Raw genomic sequence first — 21,030 nt, forward strand, 5'->3', positions numbered from 1 at the left:
GGCCTTGCACCGATCTGTCTAGCGGGCAGCGGCCTCGATGTTGTTCACCATGTGCTTGAGACGGGGCCCGATGTCGTCCTCGAGTTTCTCCCGGGAAAGGTGAAAACTCGGTCCGCCACAGTTGAACGTCAGCAGCCCATGTTGTGCATGCAGCAGCGGTACGGCGATGGCGTTTACATCGCGGTGCCACTCACCGATCGACATGCAGTAGCCGAAATCGGTGTAATCCCGGAAGGCACGTTCCAGGCCCTTCCTGATGCCCGGCCAGTCCTCCAGGTGACGCTGGCGGATATGGTCGAGGATAAATTCCCGCTCGTTTTCCGGCATCGCGGCCAGGCAGGCGCGGCCTGCGGAACTCAAGTGCAACGGCAACCGTGTACCGACCTGGCGGCGCATGGTCATGTTGGCTTCACCCTGGACCACGTCCAGGTACACCATGTCCAAACGGTCGCGGGTGGCCATGGCCACAGCGGCCTGGGCGTACTTGGCCATCGTCTCCATCAGCGGATGGGCCACAGCCCGCACCGACAGGTTCGACAGCATCGCGTAACCGAACGCCATCACCCCTACATCCAGCTGATACCGGCCCGACTGCGGCAGGTGCTTGAGATACCCCAAGCGGGTCAGCGTATGAGTCATCCGTGTAATCGTCGGCTTTGGCAGCCCGGTCTTGCGCGCCAGCTCCTGGTTACCCAGCACGCTTTCGCTGGGGGTGAAGCAACGCAGCAATTCCAAGCCTCGGGCCAGGGCGGTGACGAACTGGCGGTCCTTGTCTTCTTCCTCGTCGGCATTCATCGGATCGATCAGCAAGTGCTCGAACCCGTGGTTGCCGGCAGGTGTTTCAGGTGTATTCGGGTCCAGGTTTCGACTGCGCATGTTAGTCCCCCTTTTTTTAGAAAATCAACAAAACAAAATTGTATTCCGCACAGCGAAACTAATCAACTTCGCGGGTGATTGTCTTTTTGTTTAATAAAACCCTTCTAAACAACGAGTTATAGCCCGATTTATGGGCGGGTCAGGTTTTTACGTTTACATCACGACGAGTCGGTCCTTATGATTATCGCTAAATACGGAATGTTGTTTCGCATAGCGAAACATCCGATATCCGAACTAACAAGAACATTGCAGCAGGAGAACTTGTGGCCAGCCTCGACCCACCCGTAGTGCACCTCGACGTTCAGGACAATGGCGTTGCCGTGGTACGCATCCACCGTCCCGAAGTAAAAAACGCCTTGAACGCCCGGGTTCGCGAAGCACTGGCCGAGCATTTTCGTGCCCTGGCCAAGCGACGTGATGTGCGCGCCATCGTGCTCACCGGCGGCGATCAGTTCTTCGTGGCCGGTGCCGACATCAAGGAATTCGCCAGCGCCACGCCGATCGAGATGTACCGCCGGCACACCGAGTATTTGTGGGAAGCCATCAGCCGCTGCCCGAAGCCGGTGATCGCTGCGGTGAACGGTTTTGCCCTGGGGGGCGGTTGTGAGCTGGCCATGCATTGCGACCTGATCGTCGCCGGAGAGTCGGCGCGGTTCGCTCAACCCGAGGTCAAGCTGGGCCTGATGCCGGGCGCCGGTGGCACCCAGCGCCTGGTGCGCGCCGTGGGCAAGTTCCAGGCCATGCGCATCGCGTTGACCGGCTGCATGGTCAAGGCGCCGGAAGCCCTCGCCATGGGCATGCTCAGCGAAGTGGTGGCGGATGACCAGACTATCCCTCGCGCCCTGGAACTGGCCGCGCAGATCGCTGCGTTGCCGCCGCTGGCGGTGGAGCAGATCAAGGAAGTGATGCTCGCTGGCGCCGACCTGCCGCTGGAAAGTGCGCTGGTGCTGGAGCGCAAGGCCTTTCAACTGCTGTTCGATTCGGCGGACCAGAAGGAGGGCGCCGCGGCGTTCTTCGAAAAACGCACCGCGAACTACCTGGGGGAATGACGATGACGGATTCAATCAAGATCATGGGCCTGGTAGGCACCGGCGTGATGGGCGCCGGGATCGCTCAGATTGCCGCCCAGGCGGGCGTGTTGGTGCGCTTGTTCGATGCCCGCGATGGCGCCGCGCAAACCGCTCGGGACAACCTCGGCGCGACGCTTTCAAAGCTGGCCGCCAAGGGCAAGATCACCCAGGCGGCGATGGACGCCGCGTTGGAGAACCTGCACGTCGCCGCCACGGTTGAGGCGCTGCACGACTGCGACCTGGTGGTGGAGGCGATCGTCGAAAACCTCGACGCCAAGCGCGGCCTGTTGCAGCAACTGGAAGGCGTGGTCAGCGCGGGTTGCATCCTCGCCACCAACACCTCGTCGCTGTCGGTCACGGCCATCGCCACCGGCTGCCAACACCCTGAGCGGGTGGCCGGTCTGCACTTCTTCAACCCGGTGCCGTTGATGCGCGTTGTCGAAGTGATCGACGGCCTGGCCACTGCGCCGAAGGTCGGCGACGACCTGCTGGCCTTCGTGGCCCGCACCGGCCATCGCGGTGTGCGTGCCAAGGACACCCCGGGCTTTATCGTCAACCACGCCGGCCGTGCCTACGGTACCGAAGCCTTGAAAATGCTCGATGAAGGCATTGCCGAGCGCGGCGATATCGACCGTATCCTGCGTGAGGGCGCAGGCTTTCCCATGGGCCCGCTGGAATTGCTGGACCTCACCGGGCTCGACGTTTCCCACCCGGTGATGGAGTCGATCTACAACCAGTTCTATCAAGAAGCGCGCTACAAACCGTCGCCCCTGACCCGTCAGATGCTGGCGGGCGGACGCCTGGGGCGCAAGAGCGGGCAGGGCTTCTACCGTTATGAAAATGGCCAGGTGGTCGACGGCCCGCAGCCGCAGCCGGTGCCTTCAGTGAAGCCGTTGCCGCCGGTGTGGATCGCCACCGAAAATGCCGACGACTACGAGCGCCTGAGCGCCTTGGTGATCGAGTTGGGCGCGCACCTTGAAAGCGCGGCGCAACCTTCGCCCGAAGCGTTGTGCCTGCTGGCGCCTTACGGCCTCGATGCCACATCGGCCAGCGAACGCTTCCACACCGACCCGGCGCGCACCCTGTGCATCGACCTGCTGACCGACCTGTCACGCCATCGCACCCTGATGCAAAACCCGCTGACCTCCACCGCCACCCGCGACGCCGCCCACGCGCTGCTCGCCAGTGACGGGGTGGGCGTGACAGTGATCAGCGACAGCGTCGGCTTCGTCGCCCAGCGCACCCTGGCGATGGTGGTCAACCTGGCCTGCGACATCGCCCAGCAACGCATCGCCAGCGTCGACGACATCGAACAGGCCGTACAACGGGGCCTGGGTTACCCGCAGGGGCCGCTGGCGTGGGGCGATGCCCTCGGGCCCCGGCGCATCCTCACGATTTTGCAGCGCATGAGCGAACTCACCCACGACCCACGTTATCGCCCCAGCCCCTGGCTGCGGCGGCGTGCCGTGCTGGGGATTTCCCTGCGTCATGAAGAGCCGGCAGTCGGCTGATTTCGACTCATCACAGGACAAGAATAATGGGTGCATTGACAGGTTTGCGGGTGCTGGATTTAAGCCGGGTATTGGCCGGGCCCTGGTGTGGCCAGGTGTTGGCTGACCTCGGCGCGGAAGTGATCAAGATCGAACGGCCGCAAAGCGGTGACGACACCCGTGGTTGGGGCCCGCCGTGGATGAAGACCGACACCGGTGAGTCGTCCGGGCAAGCGTCTTATTACCAGTCCACCAACCGCGGCAAATTATCCGTGGCCATCGACCTCGCCACCCCTGAAGGCCAGGAACTGGTGCGAGCCCTGGCGGCCAGCTCCGACGTACTGATCGAAAACTACAAGGCCGGCTCCCTGGCGCGCTACGGCCTGGACTACGCGACCCTGGCTGAGATCAACCCACGGCTGGTGTACTGCTCCATCACCGGCTTCGGCCAGACCGGCCCGCGTGCCGAAGAGCCCGGCTATGACTTCATCATCCAGGGCATCGGCGGCCTGATGAGCATCACCGGCGAACGCGACGACCTGCCCGGCGGCGGTCCGCAAAAAGTCGGCGTGGCGTTTTCCGACCTGATGACCGGGCTGTATTCCACGGTCGCCATCCAAGCCGCACTGCTCAGCCGCGAACGCACCGGCGTCGGCCAACACATCGACATGGCGCTGCTGGACGTACAAGTGGCAACCCTGGCCAACCAGAGCATGAACTACCTGGCCTCGGGCAAGGTGCCGCAGCGGTACGGCAACGCCCACGCCAACATCGTGCCGTACCAGGTGTTCCGTGCGGCAGACCGCGACTTCATTATCGCCTGCGGCAACGACAGCCAGTTTATTGCGCTGTGCCACAGCATAGGCTTGCCGCACTTGCCGGATGATCCGCGCTTTCGGCGTAATGCCGATCGAGTCGCGCATCGGGCGGAGATTGTCGAGCTGTTGTCGGCGCATTTTCTGCAGCGTACGGCGGACGAGTGGGTGGCGAGCATTCACGCGTCGAAGGTGCCGGTGGGGGCGATCAACAACATCGCGCAATCCCTGGAAGAGCCTCAGGTGATTGCCCGTGGGTTGATGGTGAAGATCCCGCATCCCAGGAATCCGGAGTTCGCCATGGTCGGCAGCCCGATCAAGATGTCGGGCACGCCAGTGGAGTATGTAAGGCCGGCACCGATGTTGGGGCAGCATACGTATGAAGTGCTGGGCGAGCGCCTGGGTTTGTCGGCAGAGCAACTGGGGCAGCTCAAGGCGGGCGGGGTGATCGAGCAGTTGGATTGAGCAATGGCGGCAGCGAAGGCCGCCATTTACCTTGATGACTGTTTAGTGCGCGACTTCTTTAAGGTAGGTGTTCCGGGCCGCAACGGCCGTCGGCGTGAAGTCCGTAAATACACCATCAACGCCCGCCCGGAGGAAGGCCAGGTATTCGGCCGCCGGATTGCCCTTGTAGGCACCGGCCAGGTACTTCGCTTCGTTGCGGAAGGTGAAGATATGGACGAACAAACCGGCCTTGTGGGCATCGCTGATCAGGCTGGTCGGCTTGAAGGTGTCGACCTCGGGCAAACCCGGGTTTTGCGCTGAAGAGGCGGTAAGCGCCATCGCCTGCGGCTTCCACGGCCCGATGCCGTCGGCGTAGGTCTTGACCTCGGCCAACCCGGCCGGCGTCAGCATCGCACCAAAGGCGCGTGGATCGCCGGCGACGGTCCAGCTGTAGGGGCGGCCGCTGACGAAAGTGTTGGGTTTGTCCGTGATGAAAATGGTCTCGCCGGTCTTGAAGTTCACACCGTTCCCATCCACCAACTGCACCGCCCTGGATTGCAGGCCGATAGAGCGAAGGTACTTCAGGCTGTTCGGGTCGAAGCTCTGCACAAACACCGGCGCGTCTTTGCGATTGAGGTTGTTGTCTTTAAGGGTCTTGAGAAACGCCGCTTCGAACGGATGACTGCCCGGCGCGCCGCAACCATTGGCGATGGCCTGGGCGTTGTTCCAGACCGGGTTCTTGCTTTCTGGGTAGGTGGTAATCACACGGCCTGTGGCGGCGCTTTTGGCTTTTGCGATGTCGATCACTTCCTGGAAACTCAGGATCGGCAGCTTGCCGTTGAGTTCGGTCGGACGCTCGTCGCGGGCGTCGTACGTCGTGCCGCCGATCCATTGCTTGAGTTCGGCCAGGGTGAAATCGCTGATTGACCAGTCGTTGGTATGGTCTTCGCCATCCACGATCAAGGACTTCAACACGGATTTTGGATCGTTGGGGTTCGTCAGATCACTGAGGTATTGGGCCGGGCCATTTTCTGCAGTGGCGGGATATTTGACGTTAACCAGTACACCGGGAACCGTGCGCTTGCGGCGTGCAACTTCTGGATTGGTCTTCGCGACGTCGCTGATATTGGTGTTGTCGCTCAACCAGGGATTGTGCCGGGCCACCAATACACAGTCCTTGGTCATGTGCAGGTCCAGCTCCAGCGAATCCGCACCAGCGTCGGCTGCATGTTCGTAGGAGGCCCGGGTTTCTTCCGGGTACAGTCCTGGCAGGCCGCGATGGCCGATAACCAACGGCGGTGCACCGTCCAGGGTTTTGAAGGAACCAGAGGCGGCAGGCGCGCTTCCGGTGACACTGTCACACGCGCTCACTGTCAGGCTGCATCCGATAACGATAAAGCGGGCAAGCAGGGTTTTTACCGCTGGCGGGCCTGAGCGAGTGTGCATGTGTCGTCCTTCAAGAAGAGGGCAGGGGCGGGGTATTCGCGGATGTTGGCGTTGACGTATGACAGCGTCGTGACAGGAAGTGGCGTGGTGATTTTCCAGCGCGGCGCACCTGGGTGAAGCAAAAATCTCACTGAATGCTTGACTTCTCCTTTTCAATCAGTAACATACGGCGCATTCCGCGATAGCTCAGTTGGTAGAGCAAATGACTGTTAATCATTGGGTCCCTGGTTCGAGTCCAGGTCGTGGAGCCAGACATTGAGAAAAGCCTGCAGAGATGCAGGCTTTTTTTTGCCTTGAATCTGGCCGGGGCTGGCCGGCCATGAGTGTCTTTTTACTTCTGGCTCAACGCTGCGATCGACAGCCCCGAGGCCACGAAGGTAAAGCCGGCGCCCAGGTTAAGCCCGTTGACCACCTTGGGCTTGCGTTGCAGCCACGCCGAAAGACCCGTCGCAAAAATCCCCATGAGGGCGAAGCCCAGTGCGGTCAAACCGGCGAACCAGGCGCCGTACACCATCATTTGCACGGTGACCGAGCCCAGCTTGGGGTTGACGAACTGAGGAATGAAGGCGAGCACAAAGAGGCCCGGCTTGGGATTCAGGGCCGCAGACAGAAAACCGGTGAGGAATATTTTTTTCAAGGGCTGGCGCGCGGCAGGCTGAAAGTTGATCAGGCTACGCGAGCGCAAGACTTTGATGCCGAGCCAAAGCAAGTAGCTGGCCCCGATCACCTTGACGATCCAGAAGGCCAGCACTGAGGTCTGCATCAAGAGGGTCAACCCCAGGGAGGCGGTTGTCACGTGAAAGAGGATGCCGGTGCCCGAAGCCATTCCTGAGATGGCTGCCGCTAGTCTGCCCTGGCTGAGCCCCCTGGCGATTGCCAGCAGGTTATCCGGCCCTGGGGAAAGCACCAGTAACAGACAGGCGGCGGTATAGGTCAGCCAAATATCCAATGGGAACACAATTATTCTCCTTTTGTGTTTGGGCGCCCACCCCGATGCTTTCGGGATGAGTGCCATGGGGCATGGTGAGGATAGCAGGCTCATTGGCCAGGCACTTTCGGTTTCAGGAACGTCCTCGAATCAGACGATATTCGGCAGGCATGCAAACTTGCTTTTTTATCGCTCAAAAGGATCAAAGTCGGGCACCCTACGCGCTATCCATTTCTGCTTTTCGACAGGATTCGACCATGTCAAAACTTCCCGAAACGTCCAACGATCCCTACCAATGGCTTGAAGACGTCGACGGCGAGCAATCGATGCACTGGGTACAGGCCCAGAACCTCAAGACCGAAGACCGGCTCGCCCGCTCCGACAGCTTCCAGCAAATCAAGGCCGACGTGCTGGAGATGCTGGACTCGGACAGCAACATCCCCCACGTCGACAAGGTCGGCGCCTATTACTACAACTTCTGGATGGACGCCGCTCACCCGCGGGGCCTGTGGCGTCGCACCACGCCGGCGGAATACCGCAAGCCTCAGCCCGCCTGGGAAACGTTGCTGGACCTGGATGCATTGAACGCCGCCGAAGGCGAAAACTGGGTGTGGCACGGTGCTGATTCTTGCGCCCGGACTACCAGCGCTGCCTGCTGGCGCTGTCCCGCGGCGGCGCCGATGCGAATGTCACCCGGGAGTTTGATCTGGCCAGCAAGACCTGGGTCGAGGACGGCTTTCAGTTGCCCGAGTCCAAGGGCGGCCTGGGCTGGATCGACCGTGACAACGTCTATGTCTTCACCGATTTTGGTGAAGGGACGATGACCCGCTCCGGCTACCCGCGCATCGTCAAACAGTGGCAGCGCGGTACGCCGCTGAGTGCCGCCTGTGTTGTCTACGAAGGCAGGCTGGATGATATGTACATCGCGGCGATGCACGACGACACGCCCGGCCATGAGCGTGACTTCGTCAGCCGCACGCTGGCGTTCTACAACAACGAGCTGTACCTGCGGGGCAGCGACAACCAGTTAAGCAAAATCGACGCGCCGAACTCGGCGGAAAAGTCGGTGTACAAAGACTGGCTGCTGCTGGAACTGCGGGAGGACTGGGCGCTCGATGAGGTGTTTGCGGCCGGCTCTTTGCTGGCGATCCGGTTTGATCGCTTCATGGCAGGCCAGCGGGATTTCGACGTGCTGTTCGCTCCTACGGACAGCACCTCGCTGGCGGGGTTTTTCTGGACGCTGAATCACCTGGTGCTGAACGTACTGGATCACGTCAAGAATCGCCTCAGTGTGCTGACTCCCGGCGCGAACGGATGGCAGCGCAGCGAGTTCACCGGCGCGCCCGGCATGGGGACGGTGTATGCCAGCGCGGTGGACAGCGACGACAGTGATGCCGTCTGGCTGGTGACCACTGACTACCTGACGCCGACCACCTTATCGCTGGCCGAGATCGGTCATCCGCCCGAGGTACTGAAAACCTTGCCGGCATTTTTCGATTCCAGCCAGCACATGATCGAGCAGCACTTTGCGGTCTCCAGGGATGGCACCCGTGTGCCGTATTTCGTGGTGTGCGAGAAAGACTTGCCGCGCAACGGCACGGCGCCGACCTTGCTCTATGGCTACGGCGGCTTTGAATACTCCCTGACCCCGCATTACTCCGGTGAAGTAGGCCGCGCCTGGCTCTCGAAAGGCGGGGTGTATGTGGTTGCCAACATTCGCGGTGGCGGTGAATACGGTCCTCGCTGGCACCAGGCGGCACTCAAGCAGAACCGTCCGCGGGCCTATGAAGATTTTGCCGCGGTGGCCCGTGACCTGATCGACCGCGGGATTACTTCGCCCCGCTACTTGGGCGCGGAGGGTGGCAGTAACGGTGGTCTGTTGGTCGGCAATATGCTGACCCAATACCCGGAACTGTTCGGTGCAATCGTCTCCCAGGTGCCCCTGCTCGACATGCAGCGCTATCACCTCTTGTTGGCCGGAGCGTCGTGGATGGGGGAATACGGCAATCCGGACGAGCCTGAAGAGTGGGCGTACATCCAGACGTTTTCGCCGTACCACCTGTTCGATCCGGCGAAGGCCTACCCGCCGGTGTTTTTCCTGACCTCGACCCGCGATGACCGTGTGCATCCAGCCCACGCCCGCAAACTGGCGGCGAAGATGATCGATGCCGGCAAGGACGTGACGTACTACGAAAATATCGAAGGTGGGCACGGCGGGGCGGCAGACAATGCGCAGGCTGCGCATATGAGTGCGCTGGTCTACAGCTTTTTGTGGGAGAAGCTGAGCGTCAGCCGCGACTAACCGGCGCCGGCAGTTGCCAGATTGCCGATCAACCATTCACTGAAGCACCGTGCCAGCGGGTTGTTCTCGCTGTCACGGTGGGTCAGCAAGGCCCAGTTTGGGCCGCGAATGGTTGCCTCTACCAGCGGCTGCAATAGCCCGCTCTCCAGCGCCTGGCGACTCAATAACCGGCTGACCAGCGCAATCCCCAACCCCGTACACGCCGCATCCAGCAACAGCCCGGGGTCAGAGAAATTCAGCCCCTGATCCTTCTGGCCCACATCAATCCCGGCCTCTACCGCCCAATGGCTCCAATCCATCTCCCGCTCGCCGTGGAGGGTGGTGCGTTGCTCCTTGGGCAGTGCCAACACGCGCGGATGGCACGCCGGGAAAAGGCGGTCGGCATGCAGCACCTTGAAGCTGCATTCGGCTTGGGAACTGATGTCGTCGCGCACGGCGAGGTCGATGGTCTGGCTGGCCATGTCCGGGACTTCGTCGGTGCTGAATATCCACAGGTCCACTTCAGGGTGCTGGCGGCGGAAATCTTCCAGGCGCGGCAACAGCCAGTGGCGGGCGAAGGTTGGCGTGGTGTTGAGCACCAGTTGATTGGGTTTGCGGTACTGCCCCAGGCGACGAACCCCCACGGCCAATTGCTGCAATAACGCCTGGGTGGTGCTGAGGAAATCGTGCCCGGCATCGGTCAGGCTGACGCTGCGCCCACTGCGGAAAAACAGCGGCTGTTCTAGGTACGCCTCAAGGCTGCGAATTTGCTGGCTGATTGCCGATTGGGTGAGGTGCAGTTCCTCGGCGGCCTTGTGGAAACTGCCCAGCCGGGCGGCGGCTTCGAAGCCGCGGAGGGTGCCCAGGGGCGGCCAATGGTTAAGCATGCTGATAAGTTCCTCTAATCAGTTTTCCACAAAATCCATCGTTTGTTTGCCCGTTTTTACAGCCGTAGCATGCATGCCAAGACCTAGCAGACAGTTTTCATTGAACACAATGACTTAACTCAAAGGTATTTGTCATGCAGCAGAATGAAATTCAGGACAGTGGCTGGTGGATGCCGGCGGAGTGGGCCAGGCATGCGGCGACGTGGATGGTCTGGCCGCATAACCAGGCGCTTTGGGAGTCTGGCTGGGGCGTTACGTTGCCGCTGGTGCAGGAGGACTTTGCCCGTGTCGCCAATGCCATCGCGCGTTTTGAACCGGTGAAAATGATCGTTGACCCTTCGGCCGTCGCCAGCGCCAGGGCATTGTGCGGGCCGAACATTGCACTGATCGAAGTGGCGGTGGACGACAGTTGGTGTCGCGACTCCGGCCCGAGCTTTGTGTGCCACTCGCAACAGGGCCTCGCCGGTGTGAGCTGGCGCTTCAATGCATGGGGTGGCAAGTCGGCCCATGACCTGGACGAAAGCCTGGCCCGCCGCGTGCTCAATCACATAGGCACGGAATGCTTCGGCACGCCGTTGAGCAACGAAGGCGGCGCGATTCATGTGGACGGCGAGGGCACGTTGATTACCACCGAATCGGTGTTGCTCAATCCCAACCGTAACCCTGGGATGACCAAGGCCGAGATCGAGGCGATCTTCACGCGTTTGCTGGGCGTGAAAAAAACCATCTGGCTGCCAGGGGATCCCGACCATGTGACCGGCGACATGACCGACGGCCATGTGGATGGCGTGTGCGCCTTCGCCCGTCCGGGCGTGTTGCTGGTGGACGCCACCCACGACAAACACTCGGTGTACGCCGAGGTGGTACGGGAAAATCGCCGGGCCCTGGAGTTGGCCACCGACGCCCAGGGCCGGCGCTTCGAGCTGATCGAGCTGTATGAAGCCACCGACGCCGTAGACACCGAGGCCGAAGTGTTTTGCGCCTCCTACACCAACTTTTACCTCGCTAACGACGCGATCATCATGCCGGCCTATGGCATTGACGCCGACCAGGTGGCCGCCGATGTATTGGCCCAGGCGTTCCCGGGGCGCGTGGTGGTGCCGGTACGGATCAATCACCTGGCCCACGGCGGCGGCGGGGTGCATTGCATCACCCAGCAGCAACCCGCCTGGCCGGTAAAGGGGTGATGCCATGTCCGTACTGACGATTGCTGTCACGCAAATGCCCTGCACCTGGGACCTGCCGAACAACCTGGATCTGGCAGAACAATTGGTGCGTGATGCGGCCAGCAAAGGCGCGCAAGTGATCCTGCTGCAGGAGCTGTTTGCCACCCCGTATTTTTGCATCGAGCAGCATCACAAACACCTCGCGCTGGCGCAGGAATACCGGCACAGCGCGGTGCTCAAACGCTTCGCCGCCCTGGCCCGGGAATTGGGGGTGGTGCTGCCCCTCAGTTGGTTCGAAAAGGCTGGCAATGCCTGTTTCAACTCACTGAGCGTGGCCGATGCGGATGGGCAGTTACTCGGGGTGTACCGCAAGACCCATATCCCCAACGCCATCGGTTATAAGGAGAAGGAATACTTCAGCCCCGGCGATACCGGCTTTCGGGTCTGGGACACGGCGTTCGGGCGCATCGGCCTGGGCATCTGCTGGGATCAGTGGTTCCCCGAGACCGCGCGCTGCCTGGCGCTGATGGGCGCCGAAGTGTTGCTGTTTCCCACGGCGATCGGCTCTGAGCCGGGCTGCGCGGCCCTGGATTCCCGGGACCATTGGCAGATGACCATGCGTGGGCATGCGGCTGCCAACCTCGTGCCGGTGGTCGCTTCGAACCGTGTCGGCCGCGAGGTGGCGACCACCGACCCGACCTTGCAGATGGACTTCTACGGCTCGTCCTTCATCTGCAATCACAAGGGCAAGTTGCTCGCCGAAGCGGACCGCGACAGCACCGGTGTGCTGGTGCACCGCCTGGACCTGGCGGCGATGCGCGAGGACCGCCTGACCTGGGGCATCTACCGCGACCGTCGCCCGGAAATGTATGGCGGGCTGTTGAGTCTGGATGGTCACCACACCTACCGAGGGCTTTGACATGAAGATGCCTTGCACGCTGTTGCTCTGCTGCCTGGCGCTGGCGCCGTCGCTGCACGCCGAAGAAAAGACCCTGAAGCTCTACAACTGGGCCGATTACTTCGCCGAGGACACGTTGTCGCGGTTTACCGCCGAAACCGGGATCAAGGTGATCTACGATGTGATGGACGGCAGCGAAACCCTGGAGGCCAAGCTGATGGCCGGCGGCAGCGGATATGACCTGATCTTCCCAGGCGACACCGTGGGCGAACGGCTCATGCGTGCGGGCAGCCTGCAACCGCTGGATCAGTCCAGGCTCACCGCCCTGAATGACATCGAGCCCGGTTTGCAGAAGCTGCGCACGCACTACACCTACTCGAACACCGCCACCGTTCCCTACACCTGGGGCACCATCGGCCTGACCTACAACACCGAGCAAATCAAGCAGCGCCTGCCGGATGCGCCGGTCAACAGCCTCGACCTGTTGTTCAAGCCGGAGCTGGCCGCCAGGTTCGCCGACTGCGGGATTTCCCTGATCGACTCACCGGACGAAGTGCTGGCGGTAGCACTCAACTATTTGGGGCGTGACCCACGCAGTGCCAAGCCGGCAGACCTGGCCGCCGCCAGCGAGCTATTGCTCAAGCTGCGGCCTTACATTCGCAAGTTCCAGTCGCAACCGGTGACCGACCTGGTGAACGGCAACCTGTGCCTGTCCCTCGGCTACAGCGGCGACATGACCCAGGCACAGCGGGCGGCGGATGCTGCCGGCAAAAAGGTCAGGTTCGACTATCACATCCCCCGCGAAGGCACGACGGTGTGGATGGACACCATGGCGATCCCGGTCGATGCCCGGCATCCGGAGTACGCCTACGCGTTCATCAACTTCGTGATGCGCCCGGAGAACATGGCGGCGATCAGTAACTTCACCGGTTACCCCACCGCGAACGCCAAGGCGCGCCCGGAGGTGGACCCGGCGATGCGCAACAACCTGCAGATTTACCCGGACGAGGTCACGTTCGAGCGCCTGATCCCGGGTAAGGACATTCCCCAGGCGGACATGCGTGCGCGAATGCGGGTCTGGACCAAGTTCAAGACCGCTACGGTCAAATGATTCAACTTCCAGAGGCACTTATGGCAACACGTCGCGAATTCATCAAACAGGCATCGGTGGTCGCCACCTTGGGCGCAGCCGCGTCTTTCGGGTTGGGCCCAGGCTGGGTACAGGCCGCCAAAAAGGGGAGCTGGATCATGCCGGACGAAGGTGAAAAACATCAGCAAGCGTTCATCGCCTTTGGCGCGCAGGAGGCCATTCACGAAGACTTCACGCCGGATGTGCAAGAAGCCCTGGGCCGGATCGCCCGCGCCATCGCCCGCCACGAGCCGGTGACCGTGTTCTGCCGCGAGGAGGAGCGGGTGCTGGCCGAAGAAAAATGCGGCACCCACAACACCACATTCGTGATCACGGAACTGGACGACATCTGGATGCGCGACACCGGCGCCAATTTTGTCGTCGATGGCCAGGGCGGGTTGGGTGCGGTGGATTTCAACTTCAACGGCTGGGGCAATAAACAACAGCACGCCGAGGATGCGCAGTTGGCCGCCCTGGTGGCTGAAGTCACCGAGGCCCAGCCGATTCGCAGCGAACTGGTGGGCGAGGGCGGCGCCATCGAGGTGGATGGCCACGGCACCGGGATCATGACCGAAAGCAGTTGGATCAATGCCAACCGCAATCCGGGCTGGAGCAAGGCGGATGTCGAGGCCGAGCTGAAGGAACGCCTGGGCCTGCGCAAAATCATCTGGCTGCCGGGCATCAAGGGCAAAGACATCACCGATGCCCACGTCGATTTTTATGCACGCTTCGTCAAGCCAGGCGTGGTGATTGCCAACCTCGACACCGACCCCGAGTCCTATGATCACAAGGTCACGCTGGCGCACCTCGACATCCTCAAGCAGGCCACCGATGCGGACGGACGGCCGCTGCAGGTGCACACCGTGTCGCCGCCGCTTAATCCACGCAAGAGCCGGTTCAGTCGGAACAATCCGGATTTCGCGCCGGGTTATATCAACTACTTCGTCATCAATGGGGCGGTGATCGCACCCGAGTTCGGCGACAAGTTGGCCGACGCAAAAGCCTTTGAGCTACTGTCCAGGCTCTACCCGGAGCGCGAGGTGGTGCAACTCAATATCGATGCAATCGCGGCGGGTGGTGGGGGGATTCATTGTGTGACCAGTCACCAGCCGGTGGTTTAGGCCGGGGCGTCCAATGCCAGCTTCAGATGACGGTACGCCTCGACCAGCTGGGCCTGGGTAAAGCCCAGGTTTCTCCCGCTGGGATTGGGCAGAACCCACACAGCTGCATGCCCCAGGGTATGCGGTTGAAGCCCCCAGGCAATCTGCTTCTGCCCGCTCAACGTGCTATAGGCTGCCTTTCCCAGAAACGCCACATACCGTGGCGCATAACGTGCGATCTTGCGTTCAAAACTCACCGCTGCTGCCCTGAATTCATCCGCTGACAACTGATCCGCACGGGCCGTAGGCCGCTCCACCACCGTGGTCAGTCCGCACTGGTACTGCAGGATCGTGCGGTCGTTTTCCGGCTGCACTTCATGGGGCGTAAACCCGGCCAGGTGCAGCGTGCGCCAGAACCGGTTGCTCCTGCCCATGAAGTGATGGCCGGTGGCGGCGGCCTTCAGGCCGGGGTTTATGCCGCAGAAAATCACGGCCAGGTGCTCGGCCAGAATGTCTTCCAGGCCTTCCTTCATCCGCAGATGACCTGCACGGCATTGCGCGCCAGGGCGATCAGCTCGGCGTGGGGTTTGCCCGCCCGTGCGCGAATCGAAAGGCTGTGCACCAAAGAGGCCGCGAGTACCGCGACAGCCGCCGGGTCTGCACCACCTTTCAATTCACCGGCCTCAATGGCCGTGCGCAGGCGGGTTTCGAGATGGGCGTCGAGTGCGTCGAGGCGCTGCAAAAGCACGGCACGAATCTCGGCATCCTCGACCGCTTCCGTGGTGGCGGTGCCGATGATAAAGCAGCCCCGTGGCTCGCCATCCCCCGAAAAGTAGATCGACAACTGGCCTTCATATAAGCGCATCAACGCCTCTGCCAGGGTCAGGCTCGGGTCGTCCAGCGCCTCGTCGATGGCCGCTGAAGCGAGGCCCCAATACTGCTCAAGCGCCTTGAGGTAGATCGCGTGTTTGTCGCCGAACGCCGCATACAGGCTTGGCCGGTTCATCCCGGCGGCGGTGGCGATGCTGTCCAGTGAGGCGCCGGAATACCCCGTACTCCAAAACACCCCGAGGGCTTTTTGCATTGCCGTTTCGGGGTCGTAGGCACGTGGGCGGCCACGGCCTTTTGCCTCTGTGATCTTTTTTTGTGCCATGACGTACAAAAATCCTTGAGTAGAGGTGGGTGGGTCGATATTCTTACATCATTGCACAAAATTAAAGCCTCAGAAATCCCGGGCTCAGCAAAGGTGATTCGATCATGAGCAATGCGTTGGAAAACACGACCCGCACCCCCTGGCGTTCACTGTTGATGGTGGGCTTTCCGGTACTCATTGCAGCGGCCGGGTATGTGTATTACCTCAAGGATGCGCCGTACGTATCCACCGATAACGCGTATGCCCGAGTGGCGAAGGCGTCGATCAATGCGCGGGTATCCGGGCAGGTCGTGGAGATCGCCGTGGAAGACAACCAGTCGGTACACAAGGGGCAGGTACTGCTGCGTATCAACCCCGAGCCGTTCCAGGTCGCGATCGAGCGTGCGCAGGCTCAATTGAGCGTGGCGCGCCTGCGGATCGAAGGCCTCAAGGCCAGCTACCGACAACAGCAGGCCGAGTTGCAGGCGGCCAAGGAATCGGCGGGTTTCGACCAGAAGGAGTTCGCCCGCAAAAAGGCCCTGGTGGCCACCGAGTTTGTGTCCCAGGCCGTGTTCGAGCGGGCCGATACCGACCTGAAAGTTTCCCGGCAACGCGTGGCGTCCATCGAGCAGCAGATCGCCAATACCGTGGTGGCCTTGAACGGCAATCCAAACATTGAAATCGACCGTCACCCGGCGATTCGCGAGGCCAAGGCGCAGCTCGACGAGGCGCAACTCTACCTCTCGTACGCGACGGTCTATGCACCCGACGACGGCGTGGTGGCCAAGGTGGATGACGTGCAGGTCGGCGACTACCTGAACAACGGCGCGCCGGCCTTCGCCTTGTTGTCGCCACGTCGCACCTGGGTTGAAGCCAACTTCCGCGAAACCCAGATGACCCATATGCGCGCCGGTCAGCAGGCAACCATCAAACTCGACACCTACCCGGACCATCCCTTCAAGGCGCACATCACCAGCCTGAGCCCGGGCGCCGGGGCCGACTTCGCGCTACTGCCGCCGGAAAACGCCACCGGCAACTGGGTCAAGGTGGTGCAGCGGGTGCCGGTGCGCCTGGAACTGGACGATGCCAACGCGGACTTGCCGCTGTTCTCCGGCACCAGCGCCACGGTGACGGTTGATATCAGGACCGGCCCATGAATGGCGCACGTACTCTCCGGTTTGGGGCTTTGCTGGTGACCTGGTTGCAGGTGGTCAACGTGTCGCTGCCGAACTCGGCCCTGCGGTTTGTGCAGGGCAGTTTGTCGATGACGGATGACGAGGCGGGGTGGATCTTCACGTCGTACCTGGCGGCCAGCGCGATTACGTTGCCGGTGGCTCAGTGGCTTGCTGCGCGCTTCGGCGTGAAGGCGGTTTACCAGGCGGCGATGGTGATCCTCGCCCTCGGCCTGCTGCTCGCGACACAGGCCACCACCTCGCTGCAATTCGTCGGCGCACGGATCATCCAGGGGGCTGCCAGCGGCGTATTGGCACCTCTGTCGATGGCCATCGCTCTCGAGACATTGACACCGGCACGACGGCCAAAATTTGGCCCATTGTGGACGGCCATCGGGCTGCTGGGCATCGTCAGCGGCCCGGCGATTGGCGGTTGGATCAGCGAGCATTTCGGCTGGCACTGGATGTTCTACGCCAGCCTGCCGCTGCTGGCCTGCATCGCGCTGATCGTGGCGTTGTTGCAGGAAGAGACGAAGGCCGCCAACGCACCGGCATTTGATTTCTTCGGGTTCGGCAGCTTTACCCTCGGTGTCATTGGCCTGCAAATGCTCCTCGACCGTGGCCAACGCCTGGAGTGGTTCGACTCGCCGGAAATCTGGCTGGAAGCCGCAGGCAGTGCCCTGGGTTTCTACCTGTTCACAGTGCACCGGTTTACCGCCAGCACACACTTCATCAGCAAGGGGTTACTGCGTGACCGTAACTTCGTGCTGTCGACTCTCATCTTCTTCGCGGTCGGCTTCGTGCTGCTGCCGACCATGGCGATGACCTCGCCGATGCTGGATGAACTGCTCGGCTTCCCGCCGGACACCACAGGCTTCCTCACCATTCCCCGTGGCTTGGGCTTGCTGGGTGCGTTCTGGCTGATGAACCGGGTACCCGCGCATCTCGATGGCCGCCCGTTTGTGGTCGCCGGCATTGCCGTGGTGATCTACGCCAACCACTCGATGCTTGGCTATTCACCGCTGATGGACGGCTGGCCGGTGGCGGTATCCGGCGCGATCCAAGGGGCCGGCCTGGGGATGCTGATGCCGGCGCTTTCCCGGGTGGCGTTCAGCACCCTCGACCCGACCTTGCGCCCCGAAGGCAGCGGACTGTTCAACCTGTCCCGCGTCTACGGCAGCACCCTCGGCGTGGCGGTGGTGCAGTGGTTCTTCTTCAACAACACCCAGGCGATGCACGTGGCGCTGGCCAGCCACCTGACCGTGCATGCGGTCCCGGCATCGACCTCCCTGGCTGCATTCGTTGCGCTGAACGAAGCCATCACCGGCCAGGCCGCTTTCATCGCGGTGCTCGGCCAATTCAAGATCCTGCTGTGGGCGATGCTGGTGGTGAGCCCGCTGGTGCTGCTGCTGCGTAAACCTGTCACGACCCACTAGTTTTCCGGAGTGTGCGTAATGAAATCCCATGGGCTTGTTATCACGGCCGTTATGACCCTGTCCGCGTGTTCGGTTGGCCCGGACTATAAGGCGCCGTCCGTTAGCGCTTCGCAGCACTATGACGTGCAGGCTGAACAGCACGTTTCGTTCAACCAGAAGGTGAACGTCGACTGGTGGTCGACCTTCCACTCCCATCAGCTCGACAGCGTCATGCGCCGGGCGATTGCCGGCAACCTTGAGCTGACGGCAGCGGATGCCACGTTGCGCCAGGCCGCGGCCTCGGTGGCGGCGGCGGAGGGGGCGCTTTTCCCGCAGGTGGCTTTTGCCGCGCAAGCGGGCCGCCAGCGCGTGCATAACGCCGCTCGGCCAGCGGTGGCGAATTTCTATGGCGTCGGGCCGCAGGTCAGTTTCGACCTCGACGTATTCGGCGGCAACCAGCGCCGGGTCGAGCAGCAGCAGGCCTTTGCCGATCTCCAGCAGCATCGCTTCGAAGCGGCGTACCTGACGCTGACGGGCGACGTCGCCAGCCAGGCGCTGTTGATGGCCTCGGCCAGCGCACAGATGGGAGCGGTGCAGACCTTGCTCGCCACCGATGCGAAAAACCTCGAACTCGTGCGTGCGGCACAACACAGTGGTGCGGCGACGCAGCTGGACGTGTCCCTGGCCGAAACGCGGCTGGCGCAGGACCGCACGCTGTTGCCGCCACTGGCCCAGCAGCGCGATGCGGCGCGGCATGCGTTGTCGATCTTGGCGGGCAAGGGCCCGGCGGATTGGCGTGCGCCGGACTTCACCCTGGCTGAATTTGCCTCGGCCGCCACGTTGCCGGTCAGCCTGCCGTCCGAACTGGCCCACGATCGCCCCGACGTGCTGCAAGCCGAGGCCGAACTGCGTGCCGCCAGTGCGGCGGTCGGCGTGGCCACCGCCAATCTCTATCCCCATGTGGAACTGTCCGCCTCATTGGCCCAGGCCGCGTCGGGCAATGGCGGTGCGGCACTCTGGAGTTTCGCCGCCGGGCTGGCGGGGCCGATCTTTGACGGCGGCACCCTCAAGGCCGAACGCCTGGCGGCGGTGGAGGGCTACAACGCTTCGCTCGCCCACTATCAGCAGACTGTCATCCAGTCCTTCGGCCAGGTTGCGGACACCTTGCAGGCGATCCACCACGACGCCGAGGAATCCCAGGCACAGACCGCCGCGCTGCAGGCCGCCGACAACAGTTTGCGCCTGAACCAGCAAGCCTATGGGGCAGGGGAGAACGGCCTGCTGCAAGTGCTGGAGGCTCAGCGCGCCTATGAGCAGGCCTTGCTCGGGCAGATCCGCGCCAGCACCGCCCAACACCTCGACACGGTGCGCCTGTTCGTTGCGCTCGGTGGTCGTTCGGTCAACGATTTCAAACGCTAGTGGAGTAAAAAAATGAGCTATTACGATGCACTTCGCGATACCCGTTTTCCTTTACAGCATGGCTCGGGCGCGATGCCGGCGGTGGGTTTCGGCACGCTGTTCAGGGACCTGATGGCCACCGCCCAGGCGGTCACGGATGCAGTGGATGCGGGCTTTCGGCATTTCGATTGTGCGGAGTGTTATGGTAACGAGGCGCAGGTGGGGGCTGCGCTTCACGACGCGGTGGCAGCGGGCAAAGTCCGGCGTGATGAGTTGTTCATTACCACCAAGCTGTGGAACAACAACCATCGGCCCGAGCGAGTGGTGCCGGCGTTTGAAGCCAGCTGCCGCAGGCTTCAGGTGGAGGTGATCGACTGCTACATGGTCCATACGCCGTTTGCGTTTTTGCCCGGTGATGAGCTGCATCCACGGGATGCGTTTGGGCATGTGCTGTATGACTCGGGCGTGACGCTGATCGAGACGTGGCGAGTGTTGGAGCGGTTGGTGGATGAGGGGCGCTGCGCGTCCATCGGATTGTCGGATATCAGCCTGGAAACGCTGCGGGAGCTGGTGGCGGTGGCGCGGATAAAGCCTGCGGTGGTGCAGGTGGAGTCACATCCTTATCTGCCGGAGTGGGAGTTACTGGAGTTCTGCAAGCAGCATGGGATTGTGGTGTTGGCGTTTGCGCCGCTGGGGCATGGGATGAAGCCGCGGGTGTTGGATGAGCCGGTGATTACCGGGATTGCACGGCGGGTGCAGAAGACGCCGGCTCAGGTTGCATTGGCGTGGTCGATACAGCGTGGGGTGGCGTTTTTGACTTCGTCGGTGACGCCGGCGCGGATTCGGGAGGATGCGGATATTTCGACGTTGCCGCAGGTGGCGATGCGTGAGATTGAGAAGGACATTACGACCCGGGTGCGGTTTAACCCGGTGATGGATACTGGGGTGTTGGGGTTTATTTCGCGGGAGAAGTTTTGAGTTTGGCCGTGGGTGATTTTTGGTTTTTGGGGAGTGTACATATCCGTTATTTAGGTAACGGCTGCCTATGGTTCCGCTCTTACAGCGGCTCACTTTGGAAAAGCCGGAATGCCGGCCCAGCCCAAAGTAAGCAAAGGGCTCTGCCCCGCCTGTCGGCGCCTCGCTGTGGCTCGGCGTTCCCTCACTCCGGCATTGCTCCGCGGGCCGCCGCGACGGGCCATCCATGGCCCGGAGCGGGTAAACCGGCTTCCTGCCGGTTTACCCGCTCCGCAATACCTGCGTTCGGCCTCGGGCTTATTGGGGCAGTCAGATCAAGATCAAAAGCAGATCAAGAGCACACGTCTGAACTCCAGTCACAGCTTGAGTGTTAAGAGCAAAAGCAAAGACCAGAGCGAAAACAGAGCT

18 protein-coding genes, 1 tRNA gene and 1 pseudogene are annotated in these 21,030 nt (G+C 61.9%); 14 read left to right on the plus strand and 6 right to left on the minus strand.

The genetic code is table 11. The annotated features are described in order from the left end of the window. Window positions 1-18: 18 nt before the first annotated feature. Window positions 19-876 (minus strand): IclR family transcriptional regulator, encoded by an 858-nt coding sequence (locus tag D109_RS0106425; protein WP_017476203.1) that lies wholly within the window; start codon window positions 874-876, stop codon window positions 19-21. A gap of 263 nt (window positions 877-1,139) precedes the next feature. Here D109_RS0106425 and D109_RS0106430 point away from each other — a divergent pair, with 263 nt between their 5' ends. Genes D109_RS0106430 through D109_RS0106440 form a run of 3 tightly spaced genes read left to right on the plus strand, consistent with a single transcriptional unit; the run spans window position 1,140 to window position 4,716 of the window. Then, window positions 1,140-1,925 (plus strand): enoyl-CoA hydratase, encoded by a 786-nt coding sequence (locus tag D109_RS0106430; RefSeq protein WP_017476204.1) that lies wholly within the window; start codon window positions 1,140-1,142, stop codon window positions 1,923-1,925. A gap of 2 nt (window positions 1,926-1,927) precedes the next feature. Beyond that, entirely contained in the window at window positions 1,928-3,457 is a 1,530-nt protein-coding gene (locus D109_RS0106435; RefSeq protein ID WP_017476205.1) for a 3-hydroxyacyl-CoA dehydrogenase, read from the plus strand. A 26-nt stretch (window positions 3,458-3,483) separates the two neighbouring features. Next, window positions 3,484-4,716 carry a CaiB/BaiF CoA-transferase family protein gene (locus D109_RS0106440; RefSeq protein ID WP_017476206.1) on the plus strand — a complete coding sequence of 411 codons (1,233 nt, stop codon included), beginning with the start codon at window positions 3,484-3,486 and terminating at the stop codon, window positions 4,714-4,716. Between the two features lie 42 nt (window positions 4,717-4,758). On the opposite strand, the gene D109_RS0106445 is transcribed toward D109_RS0106440, so the two are convergent. Next, window positions 4,759-6,141: a glycerophosphodiester phosphodiesterase family protein gene (locus D109_RS0106445; RefSeq protein WP_017476207.1), complete on the minus strand. Its 1,383-nt coding sequence runs from the start codon at window positions 6,139-6,141 to the stop codon at window positions 4,759-4,761. A gap of 175 nt (window positions 6,142-6,316) precedes the next feature. On the opposite strand from D109_RS0106445, the gene D109_RS0106450 reads away from it, so the two are divergent. Next, window positions 6,317-6,392: transfer RNA gene (locus tag D109_RS0106450), tRNA-Asn, on the plus strand. Between the two features lie 80 nt (window positions 6,393-6,472). On the opposite strand, the gene D109_RS0106455 is transcribed toward D109_RS0106450, so the two are convergent. Beyond that, entirely contained in the window at window positions 6,473-7,099 is a 627-nt protein-coding gene (locus D109_RS0106455; RefSeq protein ID WP_026077815.1) for a LysE family translocator, read from the minus strand. A 227-nt stretch (window positions 7,100-7,326) separates the two neighbouring features. Here D109_RS0106455 and D109_RS1000000134840 point away from each other — a divergent pair. After that, window positions 7,327-7,611 (plus strand): annotated as a pseudogene (locus tag D109_RS1000000134840) (S9 family peptidase); the annotation flags it as partial. Window positions 7,612-7,697: 86 nt separating this feature from the next. Continuing rightward, on the plus strand, window positions 7,698-9,371 hold the full coding sequence (locus tag D109_RS01000000131750; RefSeq protein ID WP_017476210.1) for a prolyl oligopeptidase family protein: 1,674 nt from the start codon (window positions 7,698-7,700) through the stop codon (window positions 9,369-9,371). Here D109_RS01000000131750 and D109_RS0106465 read toward each other — a convergent pair. After that, window positions 9,368-10,237 (minus strand): LysR substrate-binding domain-containing protein, encoded by an 870-nt coding sequence (locus D109_RS0106465; RefSeq protein ID WP_017476211.1) that lies wholly within the window; start codon window positions 10,235-10,237, stop codon window positions 9,368-9,370. The genes D109_RS01000000131750 and D109_RS0106465 overlap by 4 nt on opposite strands. A 134-nt stretch (window positions 10,238-10,371) precedes the next feature. Between D109_RS0106465 and D109_RS0106470 the strand changes: the two genes are divergently transcribed. From D109_RS0106470 to D109_RS0106485, 4 genes are read left to right on the plus strand one after another with little or no spacing between them, the layout of a single operon-like run. Further along, complete coding sequence (locus tag D109_RS0106470) at window positions 10,372-11,424, plus strand: agmatine/peptidylarginine deiminase (protein WP_017476212.1); 1,053 nt, start codon at window positions 10,372-10,374, stop codon at window positions 11,422-11,424. 4 nt (window positions 11,425-11,428) lie between these two features. Continuing rightward, window positions 11,429-12,322, plus strand: coding sequence for an N-carbamoylputrescine amidase (aguB, locus tag D109_RS0106475; RefSeq protein ID WP_017476213.1), 894 nt, complete (start codon window positions 11,429-11,431; stop codon window positions 12,320-12,322). Window position 12,323: 1 nt separating this feature from the next. Continuing rightward, window positions 12,324-13,412, plus strand: a complete 1,089-nt coding sequence (locus tag D109_RS0106480; RefSeq protein ID WP_026077816.1) for an extracellular solute-binding protein — start codon at window positions 12,324-12,326, stop codon at window positions 13,410-13,412. Between the two features lie 20 nt (window positions 13,413-13,432). After that, window positions 13,433-14,551: an agmatine/peptidylarginine deiminase gene (locus D109_RS0106485; RefSeq protein ID WP_017476215.1), complete on the plus strand. Its 1,119-nt coding sequence runs from the start codon at window positions 13,433-13,435 to the stop codon at window positions 14,549-14,551. Here the strand turns inward: D109_RS0106485 and mug are convergent. Both mug and D109_RS0106495 read right to left on the minus strand, forming a co-directional pair. After that, complete coding sequence (gene mug, locus D109_RS0106490; RefSeq protein ID WP_017476216.1) at window positions 14,548-15,063, minus strand: G/U mismatch-specific DNA glycosylase; 516 nt, start codon at window positions 15,061-15,063, stop codon at window positions 14,548-14,550. The two genes, D109_RS0106485 and mug, sit on opposite strands and share 4 nt — an antisense overlap. After that, a complete protein-coding gene (locus D109_RS0106495) occupies window positions 15,060-15,683 on the minus strand; it encodes a TetR/AcrR family transcriptional regulator (protein WP_017476217.1) in 624 nt (207 codons plus the stop codon). The genes mug and D109_RS0106495 overlap by 4 nt, the downstream gene beginning before the upstream one ends. Before the next feature lie 104 nt (window positions 15,684-15,787). Here D109_RS0106495 and D109_RS0106500 point away from each other — a divergent pair, with 104 nt between their 5' ends. Genes D109_RS0106500 through D109_RS0106515 form a run of 4 tightly spaced genes read left to right on the plus strand, consistent with a single transcriptional unit; the run spans window position 15,788 to window position 20,625 of the window. Beyond that, the gene (locus tag D109_RS0106500) at window positions 15,788-16,819 is read left to right on the plus strand and encodes an HlyD family secretion protein (RefSeq protein WP_017476218.1); all 1,032 of its coding nucleotides are present in this window, start codon (window positions 15,788-15,790) and stop codon (window positions 16,817-16,819) included. Next, the gene (locus D109_RS0106505) at window positions 16,816-18,270 is read left to right on the plus strand and encodes an MFS transporter (RefSeq protein ID WP_017476219.1); all 1,455 of its coding nucleotides are present in this window, start codon (window positions 16,816-16,818) and stop codon (window positions 18,268-18,270) included. The genes D109_RS0106500 and D109_RS0106505 overlap by 4 nt, the downstream gene beginning before the upstream one ends. A gap of 18 nt (window positions 18,271-18,288) precedes the next feature. Next, window positions 18,289-19,668: an efflux transporter outer membrane subunit gene (locus tag D109_RS0106510; RefSeq protein ID WP_026077817.1), complete on the plus strand. Its 1,380-nt coding sequence runs from the start codon at window positions 18,289-18,291 to the stop codon at window positions 19,666-19,668. Between the two features lie 12 nt (window positions 19,669-19,680). Then, complete coding sequence (locus D109_RS0106515; RefSeq protein WP_017476221.1) at window positions 19,681-20,625, plus strand: aldo/keto reductase; 945 nt, start codon at window positions 19,681-19,683, stop codon at window positions 20,623-20,625. The last annotated feature ends 405 nt before the right edge of the window (window positions 20,626-21,030 follow it).

Source organism: Pseudomonas sp. PAMC 26793, from assembly GCF_000313235.1.
GTDB lineage: Bacteria > Pseudomonadota > Gammaproteobacteria > Pseudomonadales > Pseudomonadaceae > Aquipseudomonas > Aquipseudomonas yamanorum.